This window comes from Natrinema pallidum, from assembly GCF_005890195.1.
Lineage (GTDB): Archaea > Halobacteriota > Halobacteria > Halobacteriales > Natrialbaceae > Natrinema > Natrinema pallidum.
Window position 1 is genome coordinate 2363516 of sequence record NZ_CP040637.1, and the last position, 19940, is coordinate 2383455.

At 64.4% G+C, this 19940-nt stretch carries 18 protein-coding genes and 1 tRNA gene; 10 read left to right on the plus strand and 9 right to left on the minus strand.

The window, feature by feature from the left end:
• Positions 1-68 precede the first annotated feature (68 nt).
• Positions 69-1343 carry a hypothetical protein gene (locus FGF80_RS11770; RefSeq protein ID WP_138654179.1) on the plus strand — a complete coding sequence of 425 codons (1275 nt, stop codon included), beginning with the start codon at positions 69-71 and terminating at the stop codon, positions 1341-1343.
• A 94-nt stretch (positions 1344-1437) separates the two neighbouring features.
• Here the strand turns inward: FGF80_RS11770 and katG are convergent, their stop codons facing one another.
• From katG to FGF80_RS11795, 5 genes are all read right to left on the minus strand, one after another.
• Positions 1438-3576 carry a catalase/peroxidase HPI gene (gene katG / locus FGF80_RS11775; protein ID WP_138654181.1) on the minus strand — a complete coding sequence of 713 codons (2139 nt, stop codon included), beginning with the start codon at positions 3574-3576 and terminating at the stop codon, positions 1438-1440.
• 287 nt (positions 3577-3863) lie between these two features.
• Entirely contained in the window at positions 3864-4121 is a 258-nt protein-coding gene (locus tag FGF80_RS11780) for a PRC-barrel domain-containing protein (protein ID WP_006186586.1), read from the minus strand.
• A gap of 90 nt (positions 4122-4211) precedes the next feature.
• Entirely contained in the window at positions 4212-5558 is a 1347-nt protein-coding gene (locus FGF80_RS11785; protein ID WP_006186585.1) for a RimK family alpha-L-glutamate ligase, read from the minus strand.
• An 85-nt stretch (positions 5559-5643) separates the two neighbouring features.
• Entirely contained in the window at positions 5644-7113 is a 1470-nt protein-coding gene (locus tag FGF80_RS11790) for a flippase (protein WP_138654183.1), read from the minus strand.
• 355 nt (positions 7114-7468) lie between these two features.
• Positions 7469-8221 (minus strand): GNAT family N-acetyltransferase, encoded by a 753-nt coding sequence (locus tag FGF80_RS11795; protein WP_006186583.1) that lies wholly within the window; start codon positions 8219-8221, stop codon positions 7469-7471.
• A 182-nt stretch (positions 8222-8403) separates the two neighbouring features.
• Here FGF80_RS11795 and FGF80_RS11800 point away from each other — a divergent pair, with 182 nt between their 5' ends.
• The 7 genes from FGF80_RS11800 to FGF80_RS11830 all read left to right on the plus strand — a co-directional run bounded on the left by FGF80_RS11800 (position 8404) and on the right by FGF80_RS11830 (position 15156).
• Positions 8404-9498, plus strand: a complete 1095-nt coding sequence (locus FGF80_RS11800) for a succinylglutamate desuccinylase/aspartoacylase family protein (protein WP_006186582.1) — start codon at positions 8404-8406, stop codon at positions 9496-9498.
• Between the two features lie 162 nt (positions 9499-9660).
• Positions 9661-10092, plus strand: coding sequence for a succinate dehydrogenase, cytochrome b556 subunit (gene sdhC / locus FGF80_RS11805; RefSeq protein WP_006186581.1), 432 nt, complete (start codon positions 9661-9663; stop codon positions 10090-10092).
• The gene (locus FGF80_RS11810; RefSeq protein WP_006186580.1) at positions 10092-10457 is read left to right on the plus strand and encodes a succinate dehydrogenase hydrophobic membrane anchor subunit; all 366 of its coding nucleotides are present in this window, start codon (positions 10092-10094) and stop codon (positions 10455-10457) included. The genes sdhC and FGF80_RS11810 overlap by 1 nt, the downstream gene beginning before the upstream one ends.
• Position 10458: 1 nt before the next feature.
• A complete protein-coding gene (locus FGF80_RS11815; protein WP_006186579.1) occupies positions 10459-11331 on the plus strand; it encodes a succinate dehydrogenase/fumarate reductase iron-sulfur subunit in 873 nt (290 codons plus the stop codon).
• Positions 11332-11333: 2 nt separating this feature from the next.
• Positions 11334-13172, plus strand: coding sequence for an FAD-binding protein (locus FGF80_RS11820; protein ID WP_138654185.1), 1839 nt, complete (start codon positions 11334-11336; stop codon positions 13170-13172).
• Between the two features lie 81 nt (positions 13173-13253).
• On the plus strand, positions 13254-14558 hold the full coding sequence (locus FGF80_RS11825) for a 5'-deoxyadenosine deaminase (RefSeq protein WP_138654187.1): 1305 nt from the start codon (positions 13254-13256) through the stop codon (positions 14556-14558).
• A gap of 352 nt (positions 14559-14910) precedes the next feature.
• Positions 14911-15156: a helix-turn-helix domain-containing protein gene (locus tag FGF80_RS11830; RefSeq protein ID WP_006186577.1), complete on the plus strand. Its 246-nt coding sequence runs from the start codon at positions 14911-14913 to the stop codon at positions 15154-15156.
• A gap of 127 nt (positions 15157-15283) precedes the next feature.
• Here the strand turns inward: FGF80_RS11830 and FGF80_RS11835 are convergent, their stop codons facing one another.
• Both FGF80_RS11835 and FGF80_RS11840 read right to left on the minus strand, forming a co-directional pair.
• Positions 15284-16099, minus strand: coding sequence for an HD domain-containing protein (locus tag FGF80_RS11835; protein WP_138654189.1), 816 nt, complete (start codon positions 16097-16099; stop codon positions 15284-15286).
• 64 nt (positions 16100-16163) lie between these two features.
• Positions 16164-16643 carry a redoxin domain-containing protein gene (locus FGF80_RS11840; protein ID WP_006186575.1) on the minus strand — a complete coding sequence of 160 codons (480 nt, stop codon included), beginning with the start codon at positions 16641-16643 and terminating at the stop codon, positions 16164-16166.
• A 288-nt stretch (positions 16644-16931) separates the two neighbouring features.
• On the opposite strand from FGF80_RS11840, the gene tatA reads away from it, so the two are divergent.
• Together tatA and FGF80_RS11850 are read left to right on the plus strand one after the other, a co-directional pair.
• Complete coding sequence (gene tatA / locus FGF80_RS11845; protein ID WP_138654191.1) at positions 16932-17282, plus strand: twin-arginine translocase TatA/TatE family subunit; 351 nt, start codon at positions 16932-16934, stop codon at positions 17280-17282.
• A gap of 15 nt (positions 17283-17297) precedes the next feature.
• Positions 17298-17370: transfer RNA gene (locus tag FGF80_RS11850), tRNA-Arg, on the plus strand.
• 248 nt (positions 17371-17618) lie between these two features.
• Here FGF80_RS11850 and FGF80_RS11855 read toward each other — a convergent pair.
• Both FGF80_RS11855 and FGF80_RS11860 read right to left on the minus strand, forming a co-directional pair.
• Positions 17619-18860, minus strand: coding sequence for an acyl-CoA dehydrogenase family protein (locus FGF80_RS11855; protein ID WP_138654193.1), 1242 nt, complete (start codon positions 18858-18860; stop codon positions 17619-17621).
• A gap of 159 nt (positions 18861-19019) precedes the next feature.
• The gene (locus tag FGF80_RS11860) at positions 19020-19787 is read right to left on the minus strand and encodes an SDR family NAD(P)-dependent oxidoreductase (protein WP_138654195.1); all 768 of its coding nucleotides are present in this window, start codon (positions 19785-19787) and stop codon (positions 19020-19022) included.
• Positions 19788-19940: the final 153 nt, after the last annotated feature.

A 19940-nucleotide genomic window follows, 5' to 3' on the forward strand; every position in this document is an offset into this window, starting at 1 on the left:
AACGAGACACTGACCCGACGGGACGGCCCTGGTGACTCAAGTGCGGGTCGGTCACATGGTCTACCGAGATGGCAGACGATACACCCCCGTCCGAGACACCGGCGCAGCGACGACTGACGACCGATCCCGAGCGCATCAGGGAGTGGGCCGAGGCCCGCGACGCCGTCCCGGTCAGGGTCCGGGACAGCGAGGGGCACGGCCACTCCTTCGCTCGCCGCGACGAGATGGGCGAGCGACACGAGGAGGCCACCTGGGACGAGTTCACGGAGCGGTTCGAAGACGACGACCTCGTATTCGTCTACCACGAAGAGGAGCCGGCCGGAGAGGGGATGGGCTTCTTCGAAATCGTCGAGCGCGACCGGGCGTTCGAACGCGCCGACCTCGGCCGGGACGAACTCGAGGATTCGCTGCGACGCGGCGAAACGGTGACGACGGAGATCGTCGAGACGCAGGTCGTCGAGACCGAGGTCGTCGAGCGGGACACGATCGAGAGCGAGGTGATCGACACGGAACTGGTCGAACGCGAGGTCATCGACTCCGAACGCCTGTCCCGCGACATCGTCGACACCGAGTTCGTCGGCGACGACACCATCGAGGTAGCCGTCGACGAGACGCGCCTCGATACGATCGAGGAGATCGAACGCTACATCGTCGAGAGCCGCATCATCGATATCGATATCGAACAGGATCAGGAGATGGAACGCGATGTCGTCGAAACGGATATTCAACTCGAGAGCGTCCAGCGGTCGATCCTCGAGAGCGATGTCCTCCGGTCCAGCGTGGCAGCCGACGACGTCCTCGAGCGGGAGGTCATCCAGAGCCAGCGGACGGAAGGCGACGCCGTCCGAAGCGAACTCATCGAGCGGCGGACCGTCGAGGAGGAACTCGACGAGCGGCGACGGCTGGTTTACGTGTTCGAGGAGTCGGAACTGCTCGAGTCCGAGGTCGTCGGCAGCGAGGTGCTCGACGGGGAGATCATCGATATCGAGGAGTACGACAGGCTGGAGGCCGGCGAGATGGAAACCGGAGCCATGGGCGACGAGTCGACGGCGAGTCCCGAGTCCGAGGCCGGCGTGGGGTCGACGAACGAACCGGCGGACGCGTCGCCGATCGAACTGTCACACCACGAGCAGGGGAAAGACGTCGTCGACGAGTCGGGCCAGCAGATCGGCATGGTCGCCGCGGTCGAGGGCCAGACCGCGTACGTCGATCCGGAGCCCGGACTAACGGATCGGCTCAAAGCACGTCTGGACTGGGGCGGCCACGGTGACGAGGACTATCCGGTCGACTCCTCGCAGATACTGGAGATCACGGACGACGCAATCGTCGTTCGGAGCGAGTAAGGCGGGACACCGGTCGGAGCCCCCGACCGAGCGAGACGTCGTCCAGCGAAAACGGTCGCAGTAGGCCTTCAGCGATCGTGTCGTGTCGGCGCGATCACTCGAGGTCGAAGCGGTCGTTGGTCATCACTTTGTGCCACGCGTCCACGAAGTCCTGGACGAACGTCTCCTCCTCGCTCGCGTAGACTTCCGCGATGGCGCGGAGTCGGGAGTTCGAACCGAAGATGAGGTCGGCACGGGTCCCCGTCCACTCGACCTCGCCCGTTTCGCGGTCGCGCAACTCGTAGAGTTCCTCGGACTCCGACGCCTGCTCCCACTCGTAGCCCATGTCGAGCAGGGTCACGAAGAAGTCGTTGGTCAGCGTCCCCGGCTCGTCCGTGAAGACGCCGTGGTCGGAGGTCTGATAGTTCGCGTTGAGCGCGCGCATGCCGCCGACCAGCACCGTCATTTCCGCGGGCGTCAGGTCCAGCAGGTCGGCGTGGTCGACCAGCAGGTCCTCGGCCGGCTGGTCGTACTCGCCGCCGAAGTAGTTACGGAAGCCGTCGACGGCCAGCTCGAGCGCCTCGAACGACTCCTCGTCGGTCTGTTCCTGCGAGGCGTCCGTCCGTCCGGGTTCGAACGGGACCGTCACGTCGTAGCCGGCGTCCGCCGCGGCCTGTTCGACGGCCGCGTTGCCGCCCAGCACGATGAGGTCGGCGAGCGAGACCCGAACGTCATCGGATCGCGAGCCGTTGAACTCCTCCTGGATCGCTTCGTAGGTCGCCAACACCGTCTCCAGTTGCTCCGGCTCGTTGACCTCCCAGCTCCGCTGTGGCTCGAGGCGGATGCGAGCGCCGTTCGCGCCGCCGCGTTTGTCGCTGTCGCGATAGGTCGACGCCGACGCCCAGGCGGTCTTGACCAGCTGGGAGATAGACAGCTCCGAGTCGAGGATTTCCGCCTTGAGGTCGGCGGCTTCTTCCTCCCCGATCAGCTCGTAGTCGGCATCGGGGACGGGGTCCTGCCAGACGAACGTCCCCTCGGGCACGTCCGGGCCGAGGAACCGCTCCGGCGGGCCCATGTCGCGGTGGATCAGCTTGTACCACGCCCGCGCGAAGGCGTCCAGGAACTCCGGGGGACGCTCACGGAAGCGCTCGATGATCTCCCGGAACTCCGGATCGCGCTTGAGGGCGATGTCCGTCGTCATCATCATGGGGGCGTGCTTCTCCGACGGATCGTGGGCGTCCGGCACGGTGTCTTTCGCCTCCTCGTCTTTCGGTTCCCACTGCTTTGCGCCGACGGGACTCTCCGTCAGCTCCCACTCGTAGTCGAGCAGGTTGTCGAGATAAGAGGTGTCCCACATCGTCGGCCAGGCGTTCCACGCACCCTCGATGCCGCTGGTAGTCGTTTCCGAACCCTTGCCGGAGTCGGGCCAGCCAAGCCCCTGCTCCTCGATGGGTGCAGCTTCGGGCTCGGGACCCATGTCGTCGTTGGCGGCACCGTGGGCCTTGCCGAACGTGTGTCCGCCGGCGATGAGGGCGGCGGTCTCCTCGTCGTCCATCGCCATGCGGCCGAACGCCTGCCGGATCCGCGTCGCCGACTCGAGGGGCTCGGGGTTGCCGTTCGGTCCCTCGGGGTCCACGTAGATCAGCCCCATCACGGTCGCCGCAAGCGGCTCGTCGAGCTCGTCGTCCTCGCCGAAGCGTGCGTCTTGGGGCGCTTCCCACTCGCTCTCGGGCCCCCAGTAGACGGCCTCGTCGGGTTCGAACTTGTCCTCGCGTCCGCCGGCCCAGCCGAGGGTCTCCATGCCCATCGACTCGAGGGCGGTGTTCCCCGCGAGGACGATCAGGTCGCCCCACGAGAGCTTGCGGCCGTACTTCTGCTTGATCGGCTCGAGCAGGCGTCGCGCCTTGTCGAGGTTCCCGTTGTCGGGCCAGCTATTGAGCGGTGCGAAACGCTGGGTCCCGCCGGAGGCACCGCCGCGGCCGTCGGTGGTGCGGTACGTGCCGGCGCTGTGCCAGGCCATCCGGATGAACAGCGGACCGTAGTGGCCGTAGTCGGCAGGCCACCAGTCCTGCGACGTTGTCATCAAGTCCTTGAGGTCAGCCTTTACCTCTTCGAGGTCGAGTTGCTGGAACTCCTCGGCGTAATCGAAGTCCTCGCCGTACGGACTGACATCGGTCGCGTTCTGATCGAGAACGTCAAGGTTTAATTGATTCGGCCACCACTCGTGGTTCCGATTCCGTTTGTTGTCGCTCATAGATGGTTCGTACGTGTGGGAAAACGGATTGAGTAATAATATATGTACCGATCACAACCTCATCTTCAGGTTTCGGACACTATATTTTCGATAGCGGAAAGGGACGTGGCGTGTCCAGAGAAGTGCGGCGGCAGACGGACGATAGCATGCGAGCACGTCAATCCGAGAGCGCGAGCAATACGCTCCCGTCACCACCGCCACCCCGATCGCGGCGGCTCTCAGTCCCGAGTCGGGACGGACCGGTCGGTGGCGTCCCGAGACGGCGGGGGATAGACCGTAACAGCCGATTACGTCCCGGACTTTCGGCTCGTCAGATCGACGATCAGGTAGTCGTCAATGTCGTTCATACGGCTGGCCGGGACGACGAGTTTTCCGTCGTCGTTCGTGTCGAACCCGCGAACGTCGTCGGTCGTCGGGGTAACGAGCAGTCGTTGGAGCTCGCCGGTTTCGACGTTCATGGTGATATTGTGAACCGTTCCGATTTTCGTCCCGTCGGAGCCCATTACCGGCGTGTCGGAGAGCGTGGAAGCGAGAACCGTCGTCATGTGAGTCGCCTTTCGCAAAACAGATCAATAAAATAACCGGAAGCGGCGGCGACGGACGACGGCGCACGGGGAGCGGTCCGTCCCCGCGGCTTACTCTTCTTCCTCCTCCGGCGTCTCGGCGGCGTCGCTATCGATCCGACGGCTGACGTCGACCTGATAGTTCTCGAGGATGTCACGGCCGAGCAAGACGGGGTAATCCATGTGACTGCGGTCCTCGACGCTGGCCGTGACGGTGTGTTGGTTGCCGCCGACGCCGACGACGACGTCGACGACCGGTCGGCTCTTGGACTGTTTGCTGCTGCCGGAGCGAATCCGAGTGATGGACTTGATCGGCCCGGCACCGATATCGGCGGCGAGGCTGGTATCGATGCTCGTCCGCGTCGCGCCCGTGTCGGACTTCGCGAGCACCGACTTCGAGCCGCTCGTTCCGGAGAGCACGACCTCCTCGGTATATCCGATGACCGCGGGCTCCGTATTCTGGGACACCGATTCCGGGGGCTGGGCGGTCGGTCGGGAATCGTCGAGGACGTTCGCGATGTCGCGCACGCGGTCGTCGTCCACTTCCCCGCCGGCGCGTTCGATCGCCAGCTTTGCGATGTAGGGTGCCGGACTCACCTGCGTCGCCTCGTACAGCCCTTTGAACCCCGCAGTCGGGTTGACCTCGAGAACGAACCATCCCTCGTCGCCCTCGACGAGGTCGACGCCGGCGTAGTCGAGGTCGACGACAGCCGCCGCTCGCTTGGCCATCTCGCTTGCTTCCGCGGGGAGGTCCTCGGTCGCGTCCTCGACGGAGCCGCCGAGAGCGACGTTGGTTCGCCAGTCGTTGTCCGGCGCGTAGCGGTACATCGCGGCGACGATCTCGCCGCCGACGACGTAGACCCGCAGGTCGCGGTGGCGAACGTCCTCCTGATCGACGAGTTCCTGCAGGAAGGCATAGCGGTTGCCGACCTTCGCGTTGACCGGATCGTCGGGCCCCACCTTCCAGGTGCCGCCGCCGTGAGTGCCGATCGCCGTCTTGTACACCGCTTCCTCGCCGTACCGTTCGCGCGCGGCGTTGAGCTTCTCGCCGCTGAGCGCGAGGGTCACGTCCGGCGTTCGAACGTCGTTCGATGCCAGCGCGGTCGCCGTCGAGAGCTTGTGCATCGCCGTCATCACCGCGCTCGGTTCGTTGAGCGTCGGCACCAACTGCGAGAAGGCGTTGACCAGCCCGAGTTCCTCGGCGGGCTGTTCGGTGTTCGACAGCAACATTCGGTTCGCGATCACGTCGACCTCGGGCTCGAGGAGCGGACTCCCGTCCGCGACGCTGATCGACGTGTTTTCGTTCCGGAGCCACTCGCTATCGTGCCCGAGCTCCTCGACGGCATTGAGAATCGCTTTCGTTTCCTTGCTCGTATGCAGACTCAGTACCCCGACGGTCACGGGATCGGCAACAGCCATACGAACTAGACGCCCACTCCCCGGATAAGTATTGGCAGTTCGTTCAGTTTCGGTTGCGTCACTGATAGGCCGACGGCCGGACCGCTCAGCCGATGACGGACCGCACCTGCCCCGGATCGACGAGTCCGCTCAGTACCGCCAGCGCACCCCACGTGATCGCACCCACGGCGATCGCGCCGCCCAGCATGAGCAGACTCGAGACCAGCGGCGTCACGAGCAACACCGTAACCGCCATCACGCCCGTAATCGCGCAGATCAGCGCCGTCGTCCGGGCGATCCGTATCACGTTCAAGCCGAGTTCGGTGTGGACGATATAGAGGTTCACGGCGACGTACACCGAATGCGTCGCGACCGTCGCGATCGCAGCGCCGACGACGCCGATCGTCGGAATCAGCAGGACGTTCAACCCGAGGTTGGCCAGCGCCGTCCCGCCCTTCGCGACGGCGCGCGCTCGAGCGCGTCCGAGATAATCGAGGCTGTCGCTGGTCAGGTTCGTGATCGCCTGGAGGACGACGAAGCCGGCGAGCACCTGTAACACGGGGACGGCCCCGGCGTAGTCCTCCCCGATGACCATCGTCAGGAACGGCTCCGCGACGATCGCGAGGCCGACCGCCGCCGGAATATAGAGCAACAGGACGTTCGTCAGCGACGTCTGATAGATCCGTCTGGCTTCCTCGAGTTCGCCGGCCGCTTTCTGTTCGCCGAAGTTCGGCGAAATTGTGAAGCCGAGCGACTCCGCGGGCGCGAGCACGAAGTCGGTAATCTGCTTTGCGAGGGTGTAGAAGGCGACCGCAGCGGGATTGAGAAACACTCCCACCAACACGATATCGATCTGCTTGTCGATGACGTTCGCGCTTCGGGTCGCCGTCAGCGGAATGCTGTACTCGAGCAGCCGACGCGAGAGCCCGGCTTCGTACTCCACGGCGGTCTCGTATCGCCTGTAGAACCCGTAGTAGAGGATGCCCATGCCGACGGTGGCGGCGATGGCGTAGCCGACGATATAGCCGAAGAACGCGCCGAGGGCACCGAGGCCCGCCAGGACGAAGGCGACGGCAAAGAGGAGCCGACCGGCCCCGCTGATCGCCTGGACGATCGCGCTGTAGCCGAGGTGGTTGAATCCCTGCAACGCCACCTGTGCGAAGGTGCTGCCGGAGAAGGCGACCAGATAGAGGACGCCCGCGGCGAGAAACGGGGCCGCGCCGGGATCACCGAGCGTGGCCGCGATCTGCTCGTGAAAGAGCAACAGGGCGTAGCCGACGACCGTCAGCAGGATGATCTTGGCCGTGATCACCGATCCGAGGAGGTGTGGTACCTGCCCCGGATCGGACTCCCGGTACTCCGAGATGTACCGCGCGACGGATCTACTGAGCCCGAGGTCCGCGAACAACTGGACGATAGCCAGGATGCCGATCGCCCAGTACAGCGCGCCATACCCGTCCGGATCGAGCAAGTACCGCGCCAGCACGAACATTAACAGCGCGCTCGAAAGCATGTAGATGGCGCGCGCAACGAGCGTTGCTTTGAAGCCGTGGATGATGTGGTCTTCCCTGTTCATGGTAGACGCGGACGGTGTGACACTCGTGACTGACCGACATCGAGAGCGACCAACGTGGTCGGAAACTCGCGGTCTCGGTCAATTGTAATGGGGAGACAACAGCCCGAAAGCGGCCACAACAGAATCGGTGGGGGAGTTCGGTCCGGGACGTGGCTCCATCGACGGCGACGGTCCGACTGCATCCGGAGACGGACTCCCTGTAATGCCACTCAAATGGCCGAAACATGCCCGTACAGGTAACTGAGACAATGACTCCGCCGTCGCGAACAGAGACGCGGGTTGAACGGAACGGCGAGGAGAGCGAAGGAGCGATCGCGTCCGTGTCCCGTCCGTGACGTGCGACGGGGACGCCGATCTACAGGTACGAGGCGTCCCACCGCGTCGCTTTCCGCCGATTGCCACACTCGTTGCACTCGATCCGTCCCATCGCGTCCATCGCGTTGTCGATCGAATCACAGTTCCCACAGAACCACGCGTACAGTTCGTGTCGGTCCGGGCTCTCGTAGGCCGTGTAAAACGGGGCGCGCGTCCCGCGGGTGGCCTCGCCGTAGCTCACGTAGAGCGTCCGGCCGTCGACCGTGACTTCGTCGATCGCGCCCCACTCGCCGTCGTCCTCGAGATCGGACTCGACGTAGACGTTCTCGGTGAACGTTTCGTCACCGATCTCGACCTCGCGCTGGCCGGCCTGTTCGAAGCCGTGGCTCCGGTAAAACTCGTTGCCGCCCTCGTTGTCCTCGAGGACGAAACAGCGAATCTGATCCGCGCCCGTCTCGAGGAGTGCCTCGCGAGTGCGGACGAGCAGTCGCACGCCCGTGGCGTCGCCGCGGTGGTCGGGATGGACGTGCAGCCAGAGGAGGCGTCCGGTCTTCGACTGCTGGCCGACCAGTTCGCTCTGGGAGAACGCGACGACGTCGCCGTCGCGTTCGACGATCAGGAAGAGCGAGCGGTCGTCCGTGAGTTCGTCGGAAAACGCGTCGCCGTACCATTGCTCGATCGCGTCGTCGATGGTTCCTTCATCGATGAAGGCCGTGTACGTGGAACTGAGCGAATCGCGGGCGATCGAGCGAATCGCATCGGCGTCCGAACGGGTCGCTTCGCGGATGTCCATGCGTGTCCATATCACACCGAGATACAAAACGTATGCCCACGGCCGCAAATTTTGATCGCCGTTGTTCGAGGGAACGCCCCGTTCCCCGCGAAAAGTACCACCGACGACTCGGAAGCGGGTCGGACACTCATCGTGGACGGTGAAGGGAGAAGATTCACGGTGATGCCCCCGGAGAACGTCATATGAGCGACGACGCGGCGACCGAACCGCCCGACCGGGCAGCGGATTCCGAACCGATGGCCGAAGCGTTTACGTACAACGGCGGCCGGGTCGACCCCGGCGAGTCGGCGAACATCCGCTACGGCATCAGTGAAACGTATCTCGGGGACCCGGTCAGGATTCCGGTTACGGTCATCAACGGCGAGCATCCGGGTCCGACGGTCTTTCTCTCCGCGGCGGCACACGGCGACGAACTCAACGGGATCGAAGTCGTCCGTGAGGTGGCCCACGACTGGGACCACTCCGTACTCCACGGAACGCTGGTCTGTCTCCCGGTGATGAACGTACCGGGCTTTCTCGCACAGGAGCGCTATCTGCCGATCTACGACCGCGATCTGAACCGGTCGTTTCCCGGCCGCGAGGGGTCGACCAGCGCCAGACGGATGGCCCACCGGATCTACACGAACTTCATCGAACCCTGCGACCTCGGGGTCGACTTCCACACGTCGACGCGCGGCCGAACGAACATGCTCCACGTCCGTGCGAACATGGAGCAGTCGGGCGTCGCCAGGCTCGCGAAGGCGTTCAGTTCCAACGTCATCATCGCGGGCGAGGGGCCGTCCGGGACGCTCCGGCGGGAGGCGACCGAAGACGGCATCCCGACGATCACCGTCGAAATGGGCGAGGCCCACCGGTTTCAGCGCCGCCTGATCGACCGCGCGCTCACCGGCGTCGCGAGCGTCCTAGCCGAATTCGGATGCCACCGCGAATCGTCGGTCCACTGGCCCGGCTGGCGGACCATCATCGACGACGACAACGAGAAAACCTGGCTCCGCGCGGACGCCGGTGGCATCGTCGACATGAAACGCGGCCGCGGCGCGCTCGTCGAGGCCGGCGAAGCGATCTGTACCATCACCAACCCGTTCAAGGAAGAGGAAGACATCGTCACTGTCGAGGCTCCGTTTACCGGCCTCATCGTCGGCGTTCTCGAGAACCCAGTCGTCTATCCGGGGAACCCCCTCTGTCACCTCGTTGGGCTCTCGCCGGACACGCTCACTGCCCTCGAGCGCGAGCGGACGACTGAGAGTTCGCGATCCGACCTCCGGCAGAACGACTGACGGTCCCCGGCGATAGACCTGGCGGTAACTGCCGCCCGAACGACTTCGGGAATCCGCCGCAACAGTGGTTCCGTCCCGTCTCTGGTGGACCGAACCGAGGCTGCGAGCGGAGCGATAAAAGTAACTTCTATACCCCCACGGTCAAACGGTCCACATGAGCGCATGAGTCAGTCTTACAATCGCGGTCTCGTCGAGGACTTCGGTCGCTGGAAGGAGTTCTCGGCCGGCATGTGGGCGTGGATCTTCCACAAGTTCACCGGGTGGGTGTTAATCGGCTACTTGTTCACCCATATCGCCGTGCTGAGCACTTCTATCGGTGGCGCACAGGGCGAAACGACGATGGTCGGCGGCGAGGAACTCAACGTGTACACTGCGACGCTGCAGGGACTCGAGGGGTTGTTCCTCATCCGACTGCTCGAGGTCGGCCTGCTCGCGGTCGCCGTCTTCCACATCCTGAACGGGCTGCGCCTGCTGATGGTTGATCTCGGCGTCGGGCTCGAGGCCCAGGATAAGAGTTTCTACGCCTCGCTGGTCTTGACGGGCGCGATCACCGTCGCGAGCGTCCCGACCTTCCTGACGGGGGTGACCATCTAATGGCGGAACGATACTCCTCGTTTACCCCGGGCGGCACCGGCTGGTTCCTCCAGCGGATCACGGCGGCGTTTCTCGTCGTCGTTCTCGCCTTCCACTTCTTCCTCCTGCACTTCGTCAACCACGCGTACGAGGTAACCTTCATGGGGACGCAGACCCGAATGCAGAACGTCGGATACTTCCTGACGATGGTCCTGTTCCTGATTACCGCCACGTTCCACGGCGTCAACGGCGTCTACAACGCCCTCGTCAATCAGGGACTCGAGGGGGGACGAAAGAAGGCCGTGCTGGCAGTACTGACCCTCGCCAGCGTCGCACTCGTCGCACAGGGTATCTACGTCGCGCTCGCGATGCGAGGAATGATCTAATATGAGTACACAACAAGCCGAACCCGAAAGCCAGGAGGCACCGGAAGACCCGGCGATGAAAGGGGCAGAATCGCCGGCGGCCGACGAACAGACCGGCGGCGGTATGGTCGACGACCACGCCGAAAAACGAGCGGAACTCGAGGGGGAGACGGTCCACATCAAGGTGTTCCGGTACGACCCCGAAGTCGAGGGCAAGCAGGAACCCCGCTTCGACGACTTCCACGTGCCCTTCGAAAAGGGGATGACCGTTCTCGACGCGGTCATGTACGCCCGCGACGAGTACGACTCGTCGCTGACGTTCCGCCACTCCTGTCGGCAGGCCGTCTGTGGCTCCGACGCCTTCTTCGTCAACGGCAAACAGCGACTCGGCTGTAAGACCCAGATCTCCGACTTGGAGCAGCCGGTTCGCATCGAGCCGCTGCCTCATCAGGAGGTCGTCAAGGACCTGGTCGTCGACATGGACCACTTCTACGACCAGATGCACACCGTCGAGCCCTACTTCCAGGACGAGGACACGCCCGCGACCGAGGACCTCGAGGAACAGCGCCAGACCCCCGAGAACCGCGAGAAGATCAAGATGTCCTCGCGGTGTATCTGGTGTGGCGCGTGTATGTCCTCGTGTAACATCGCGGCCGGCGACAACGAGTATCTGGGCCCCGCGGCGATCAACAAGGCCTACAAGTTCGCGATGGACGACCGCGAGGACGAGCAGATCAAGGAGCACCGACTCCGCATTCTCGAGCAGGAACACGGCGTCTGGCGGTGCCAGACGCAGTTCTCCTGTACCGAGGTGTGTCCGAAGGACATTCCGCTCACCGAGCACATTCAGGAGCTCAAGCGGGAAGCAGTCAAGAAGAACCTGAAATTCTGGTAATCATGTACGAACACGACGTTATCGTGGTCGGCGCCGGCGGCGCCGGCCTCCGGGCCGCGATCGCAGCGCACGAAGCAGGAGCGGACGTGGCGATGGTCTCGAAACTCCATCCCGTCCGTAGCCACACCGGCGCGGCGGAGGGTGGCATCAACGCCGCCCTCCAGGAGGGAGACGACTGGGAACTCCACGCCTACGACACGATGAAGGGGTCGGACTACCTCGGCGACGCGCCGGCGGTCGAGACCCTCGCCAAGAACTCCCCCGAGGAGACGATCAACCTGGAGCACTGGGGTATGCCGTTCTCCCGCGAGGAAGACGGCACCGTCTCCCAGCGGCCGTTCGGCGGACTCTCCTATCCCCGGACCACGTACGCCGGAGCCGAGACGGGGCATCACCTGCTACATACGATGTACGAGCAGGTCGTCAAACGGGGCATTCAGGTCTACGACGAGTGGTACGTGATGAACCTCGCGACGACCGACGAGGCCGACCCCAACGACCGCGAGTGTCACGGCGTCGTCGCCTACGACGTTCAGTCCGGTACTATCGAGGGCTTCAAAGCGAACCAGGGCGTCGTCCTCGCGACCGGCGGCCCCGGTCAGGCCTTCGACCACACCACCAACGCCGTCTCCTGTACGGGCGACGGACACGCGATGGCCTATCGCGCCGGCGCACCGCTCGAGGACATGGAGTTCATCCAGTTCCACCCCACGTCGCTGCCGTCGACGGGTGTCCTCATCAGTGAGGGTGTCCGCGGCGAGGGCGGTATCCTCTACAACAGCGAGGGCGAGCGGTTCATGTTCGAGCACGGCTACGCGAACAACTCCGGCGAACTCGCCTCGCGCGACGTCGTTGCCCGGGCCGAACTCACCGAAGTCGGCGAGGGCCGGGGCGTCGAGGACGAGTACGTCCATCTGGACATGCGCCACCTCGGCGAGGAACGCATCATGGATCGGCTCGAGAACATCCTGCATCTCGCGGAGGACTTCGAGGGCGTCGACGGACTCGTCGAGCCCATGCCGGTCAAGCCCGGACAGCACTACGCGATGGGCGGCATCGAGGTCGACGAGAACGGCCAGACCTGTGTCGACGGGCTCTACGCGGCCGGCGAGTGTGCCTGCGTCTCGGTCCACGGCGGCAACCGACTCGGCGGGAACGCCCTGCCGGAGCTGATCGTCTTCGGCAAGCGCGCCGGCCGCCACGCCGCAGGCGAGGATCTCGGCGAGCCCGAAATCCGGACCGGCTACGGCGACGATGTCGAGGACGAGACCGAGACCGAGCTGCCGGTCACACCGGGCGACGCGGGAGTCGACACGGCCGGCGGCGTCGCTGCGGACGGCGGCGTCACGGCCGACGCCGAGGGGGTCCTCGAGCGCACCGTCGAGACGGCCCGCCAGCGCGTTGACCATCTGATGGACAAAGAGGACGGCGTTCAGCACGCCGAAATCCGCGCGAAACTCCAGAAGGCGATGACCGACTACGTCAACGTCTTCCGGACCGAGGAGGGCGTTAAGAAGGCGCTGCGGCTCATCCGCGAGTGCCGCCAGGAGTATCAGGACGTCTACGTCGACGACCCGTCGCGGACGTTCAACACTGACCTCCAGCAGACCATCGAGACGCGCAACCTGATCGATGTCGCCGAAACGATCGCGCTCGGCGCGCTCGTCCGCGACGAGTTCCGCGGCGCACACTGGCGAAAGGAACACCAGGAACGCAAAGACGAGGAATGGCTGAAACACACGCTCATCTCGTGGGACGACGGCGAACCCTCGATCTTCTATCGCCCCGTAATTCTCGAGGGCGAGAACAAGACCTACGAGCCGAAAGAACGTAGCTACTGACGCCGTGGGCCGGCCGTTCGGCCGGTTCCGCCCTGCCGTACCAGCAAAGCTAAACGTTATGCCACGCTATCGTGGCTCGGTATGTTATTGTCGGGGACGGTCGTCGCCGATGCCGAAACCGTGATTCACGACGGTGCTGTCGTCGTCGAGGACGACCTGATCGTCGCCGTCGGAGACCGGTCGACATGTCTCGAGGAGTATCCCGATCACGAACACGACTCGTACGACGTGCTCGCACCGGGTACCGTCGGCGCACACGTCCACTCCGTCCAGAGTCTCGGACGCGGTATCGCTGACGATACCGAGTTGCTCGAATGGCTTTACGAGTACGTGCTGCCGATGGAGGCGTCGCTGTCACCGGCCGCGATGCGCACTGCCGCCGAACTCGGCTACCTCGAGATGATCGAGAGCGGGACCACGACCTGTATCGATCACCTTTCCGTCGATCACGCGGCACAGGCGTTCGAGGCGGCTCGCGAACTCGGCATCCGCGGCCGCCTCGGGAAGGTCATGATGGACAAGGAAGCGCCGCCGGGGCTGCTCGAGGACACCGACGAGGCGCTCGCGGAGAGCGAGCGGCTCGTTCGCCAGTACCACGGCATCGATGGCGGCCGCATCCGGTACGCCGTGACCCCACGGTTCGCCGTGAGCTGTACCGAGGCCTGTCTGCGCGGGGCTCGGCACCTCGCCGACGACTATGACGATGTAATGATTCACACGCACGCGAGCGAGAACCGGGGTGAAATCGAGACCGTCGAGGACGAAACCGGCTGCCGGAATATCCAGTGGCTCGACGAGGTCGGGTTGACCGGCGAGGATGTCGTGCTCGCACACTGTGTCTGGACCGACGAGTCCGAACGCGAACTGCTCGCGGAAACCGGAACGAACGTCACCTATTGTCCCTCTTCGAACATGAAACTCGCCAGTGGCGTCGCACCGGTGCTCGACTATCTAGATCGGGGGATCAACGTCGCGCTGGGCAACGACGGGCCGCCGTGTAACAACACGCTCGATCCGTTCACGGAGATGCGACAGGCGAGCCTCCTCCAGAAGGTCGATCGACTCGAGCCCCGGGCGCTGCCGGCGCGGACGGTGTTCGAAATGGCGACGATCAACGGCGCACGGGCAGCGGGATTCGATCGCGTCGGGAAACTACGCGAGGGCTGGAGCGCCGACATCATCGGCCTCGAGACGGGGATCACCCGTGCGACGCCGATTCACGATGTCCTCTCACATCTGACGTTCGCCGCACACGGCGACGACGTGCAGTTCACGATGGTCGATGGAACCGCGTTGATGCGCGATGGCGAGGTACTCGTCGCGGACGCCGCGGCAATCAGATCACGAGCCCGCGACTTCGCTTCCGAACTGGACGTCACCTGCTGACGAGACCCGATTCGACGATCGACGTTTGGTGGTGGATAGCTCCCGGTACCGATGCTCGCGCCGGTCGCCGTCCGTCCGATGTTGGCTCCTGGAGCGATACCGACGATCCCTAACCCTCCGATAGCGCCGGCAATACCGCAATCAGACCGTCGAAAAGGGAGAGAAGACGGCACTGGGCGTGCCGATCAGTGTCATGAGTACGATCGGTTGGTGCAAGCACTTACGCGGAGCAGACCCGAGTGTCGCGGTCCGATCGAGTCGCGTTTCAGCCGGACGGAACCGGTACCGGGCACCCGATTTCGACAAATGACGATGCGCAATTTTAATATCGTCGAACCATCGAACCAGTAATATGACTCAGAGCGGAACGTCACGCTCGACGGTATCGATTCCCGACGACATCGAGTCCGCACAGGCGAAACTCGTCTACCTCTACGTCTCCGTGTGGCCGGCCGCGACGCCGGGGGATATCTGTACGGCGCTCGCACTCAACAAGGGAACCGTTCTCTCGATCGCCGGCACGCTTCGGGACCGCGGCTACCTCGAGCGGCGGGACGGGGGGTACGAACTCGCTCGAGAGAGTGCCGCCTCGTCGTGACCGGCGGGAGTTCGATCGCCGTTTAGGGGTCCCGACCGACGGGAAACGGTCAGCTACTGTGTGACTGTTGTGGTCCGACGGCCCCGCACTCGCTTTCGAAGCAGACCGCGGGCAAAGGCGAGGGCACTTAGAGTTCGATTCGCTCGACCAGTTGCTCGCGGTTTTCGTTCGTGTTGAGCGCGACGATCCGGATCTGGTCTTCGAGTCCGGAGTCCTTGAGCTTGGCCTTGAGCAGGTTGTCGACCTGGTAGACGCCCGCGGCGTTGGTCATCTCGATTTCGACCATGACGGGGGTGGTGTCGCCCCCCTGGAGCGAGACGCGACTGATAGCCTGACTCGAGAGGGTGTTGATCCCCCGGCCGCCGGACTCGTAGGGGATTCGGGAACGGCCTCGTTCCATGTCGAGGGCGTCGGCGACGCGGATGACGCCGGCTTCGGTCGTCAGGGGCGTCTCGGCGGTGTGATGACAGAGGATCGCATGGAGGGTCTCGCCTTTCATCCGGACGGTGTCGGCGGCGTCGTAGAACTCGGGGAGGATCCGCTCGAGGATGTCCGCGGCCAGCGGGATCGAGTAGTAGGCGTGGCTGTCGCGGTGGACGACGTGGCCGACGTCGTGGAGGGTCGCCGCAAGCGCGATGATGACCGATTCGTCCGCCTCGTCGAGACCCTGCTGGCGCGCCCCGTTGAAGTCGACGTCACCGGCCTTGAGGAGGTCGTACAGACACAACGCCCGGTTGCGAACGATCTCGATGTGCTTCGTTCCGTGATCGTTGTACCGCATCCGGTCGACAGCGTTGACGTTCTGCGCCTCGAGATAGGCCGTGATCTCGGCGTCGTCTTCGATATACTCGAGGACGGCGTTTAGTTTCTCGTCGGGGAAATTGTGGTGGTCGTCGGGAACGTAGACGCGGCGAGGGTCTTCGTCGGCGGCGGAATCACTCATACCGGAACGTGGGTTGCGGACTAAAAAAGCCCTGCGGCGGTCGTCTCGGCAGTCTCGAGGCGAGTTAGGAGAGGTCTTCGACCGCGGCCTCGACCTCGTCGTAGTCGGGTTCGACGCCGGGGTCGTCGCTGACCCAGGAGTAAGCGACCTGGCCGTCGCCGTCGATGACGAACACCGACCGCTTGGCGACGCCGTGGACGCCCAGGTCGGCGAAGTCCATCGAGAGCCCGTAGTCGGCAATGATTTCCTTGTTGTAGTCGCTGATGAGATCGAACTCGAGGTCGTTCTGTTCGCGGAACTCGTTCAGCGTGAACGGCGAGTCGCGGCTGACCCCGTAGACGGCGGCGTCGAGGTCGTTGAACGCGGCGAGTCGGTCCTGGAACGTACACATCTCGGTCGTGCAGACGCCGGTAAAGGCGCCGGGGAAGAACGCGAGGACGACCGGTGCCTCGTCCGCGAGGCGCTCGGACAGCGTAAACTCCTCGATGTCGCCGTTTGCGAGCGGTGCAGTGAAGTCGGGTGCGGCATCTCCGGTTGCTACCATCGTCTCAGTATTGCGTGTAACGCCGAAAGACAGTTTCGTTATCGGAACCGACGGAGGCCGGGACGTCGGGGCCGGACGACTCGAGACGGCCGCCGGCGACGACCGCGCGGCCGCGTTCACGGTCGCGAGAGTGCCGGGCGGCGGGGAAAATCAGGGGTCGCCGTCGGATAGCGAACAGTTCGCTGTCCAGCTGGACGAATTTCCTCCACAAACGGACTGTCGCGGCCGCTTGCTTACCTTAGTGGTCCAAAAAGGTTATAATTGCCAGCGGATAAGCCACGTATAGAGATGGTAGCCGAAACCGCACCGCTGTTCATCCCCGGCGGAATGGGGCCTCCCGAGCTCGCGATCATTCTCATCATCGCGATTTTGCTCTTCGGGGCCAACAAGATCCCAAAACTGGCACGCTCGACCGGCGAGGCCATGGGTGAGTTCCAGAAGGGGCGCGAGAAAGTCGAATCGGAACTCGAAGAAATGCGCGACGGAAGCGGCAACGTCAGCGAAGGTAGCGTCAAGGACGACGAGGAGTTCGTCGACACGGAGCCCGTCACCACCGAGGAGGAGACGAGCACCGAAACTGGAACCGGAACCGAAACCGAAACCGGAACCGGAACCGAAACTGAAACGGAAACCAACTAAGTTCTTTTTGCGGCGGGGCGTGTGGCCTAGCGGACAGGGCAGGAGGTTCCTAACCTTCTGATCGTGGGTTCGAATCCCGCCACGCCCGTGCAGCGAACCCAGTGAGCGAACCGGCATGGCGGGATTCGAATCAGGGAAGACACGCGCAGCGAGCACGTCTGAGCGCGGCTCGAATCCCGTCACGTCCGTGCAAGGAGGAGCGACTCTCGAGGCGGACCGACGCCGGACTGATTCGGCCCGTGACCGACGTCGCTGTCCGACCCGATCGGCCACTCGAGCCATCGGAAAGCGGGCTTCTTCGGGAGCCAGACGAAAAGCGGCGCGGCGAACGGTCCGTCAGTGGTTCGCGCTTCGGTCCCGGTTCGGATCGCCGAAGCGGGTCAGCGGCTCGAGTTCCTCCTCGGGGACGTCCTCGAAGGCGGCGCGGGCGATGACGCGGCGGTGGACTTCGTCGGCACCGTCGACGATGCGGAACTGGCGGACGGATTCGTAGAAGTCCGACAGGGGGAGGTCCTTTCCGATGCCGTTGGCACCGCAACATTGGACTGCGAGGTCGATGGCGTCCTGGGTGATGTTGGCGGTGAAGACCTTACACATCGAGACGGGGACGCGAGCCTCGTCGCCGGCGGCGATCCGGTCGGCGGCGTCGCGGATGCCGGTTCGGGCCATGTGGAGTTTCGTCTCGGCGTCGGCGATCCGATGGCGTAGCGACTGCTTGTCCGACAGCGTCGAGTCGAAGCCGCGTCGGTCGCTGATGTAGGCCTTCGCGATGTCCAACGACCGCTGCGCCATTCCGGAGTAGCGCATACAGTGGGTAAGCCGGGCGGGACCGAGCCGTGCCTGCGCGTGGGTGAAGCCTTCGTTCAGTTCGCCCAGCAGGTGTTCCTCGGGAACGCGGACGTTCTCGTAGCGGATTTCGGCATGGGACACGCCGTGATTGCCGCCGCCCATGTGGGGGACGTCACGGATAACGTCGACCCCGTCGGCGTCGGCGGGTACGAGGAAGAGCGAACAGGCCTCGTAGGGGTGGGCTTCGGGATCGGTTCGAGCGAGGACGATCAGGACATCGGCCTCGACGCCCTGTGTCGTCCACCACTTGTGGCCGTCGATGACCCACTCATCGCCGTCTTTCTCGGCGGTTGTCCGGATCATCTTCGGGTCCGAGCCCGCACCCTGCATCGGCTCGGTCATCGAGAAGCCGGACTTGATCTCACCGGCGACCAGCGGCTCGAGATAGGTCTCCTTCTGCAACTCGTCACCCACCAACTCGAGCAGGTGCATGTTCCCCTCGTCGGGGGCGTCGACGCGCATGGCGACCTGTCCAAGGAGACTGCGACCGGCTTCCTCGAACGCGGGGAGCGACTCGCGGAAGCTCAATCCCATCCCGCCGTACTCGTCGGGGATCTGTGGAGCGTAGACGTCGTACTCGCGGGCCGCCTCGCGAAGGTCCGTGACGGTCCCGCTCGAGACGGTCATCCCGCCGGCTCGCTCGCGCTCGAGCGGCAGGACGACCTCTTCCATCAGGTCGGCAGCACGGGCGGCGACCTCGCGGGCCTGGTCACTGTCATTGTAGCGCATAGTGGGGGTACTCCCGATCGACGGCTAAGCGTTCGGAGAACGCCCACGCGATCGCAACTATCCCCGTGATTTTTGCTGCTGAACGAACACGACCGAACCTGATCGGTGCGGGACGGCATCCCGGTGTGGAACGGAGAGTCGGCAACGATCGGCAGTAGCCTACCGTGCCGTCCATCCCCCGTCGGCCGCGAGTACGGAGCCGGTCACGTAGGTCGCGGCATCGCTCGCGAGGAAAACGACGGGGCCGGCGATCTCCTCGGGGTCGGCAAACCGCTCGAGCGGGGTCCGGTCGATGATCGATCGACGCAGCCGCTCGTTGTCCTCGAGGTCCTCGGTGAGTGCCGTCGAGACGTAGCCCGGCGCGACGGCGTTGACTCTGACCGCGGGTGCCCAGTCCAGCGACATGCTCTTGGTGAGGCCGACGAGTCCGTGCTTCGAGGCGACGTAGGGGTGTTGCCGCGGCAGGCCGACCAGTCCGCCGACGCTGGCGACGTTGATGACCGACCCGCCGTCGCTCGCGAGGAGGTGGTCCGCGGCAGCGCGGGTGACTTCGTACGCACCGTGTAGGTTGACATCGAGCACGCGGTCGAGACTCTCGGGTTCGACCGCCTCCGGTCGGCCGAGCGCGTCGTCAGGGTTGAAGCCGGCGTTGTTGACGACGATATCGATGCCGCCGAACTCGTCGGTGGCGCTGTCGATGACATCGCTGACCGCGTCGCCGTCGGTCACGTCCGCGGGGACGGCGATCGCGTCGCCGCCGTCGTCTTCGATAGCGGCGGCGACGGCTTCGATTTCGTCGCTCGAGCGGGCGCTCGGAACGACCGCAGCCCCCGCGTTTGCCAGTTCCACTGCGATCGCGCGACCGATCCCGCGTCCCCCGCCCGTGACCACTGCGACCCGCCCGTCGAGATCGAATAGTTCGCTCATCGCTCCCCCGTTTCGTCGGTAGCGATGTCAAGGTTTTCGCGCCCTCCCCCTGCAATATCGTATCAATTTTAAAACCAATAACGTCCTGCCGAGTAGACGAATCGATCGAAAACGAGCGGGCTCTGAGTTATCAGAAATAGTAATCGGCGGATG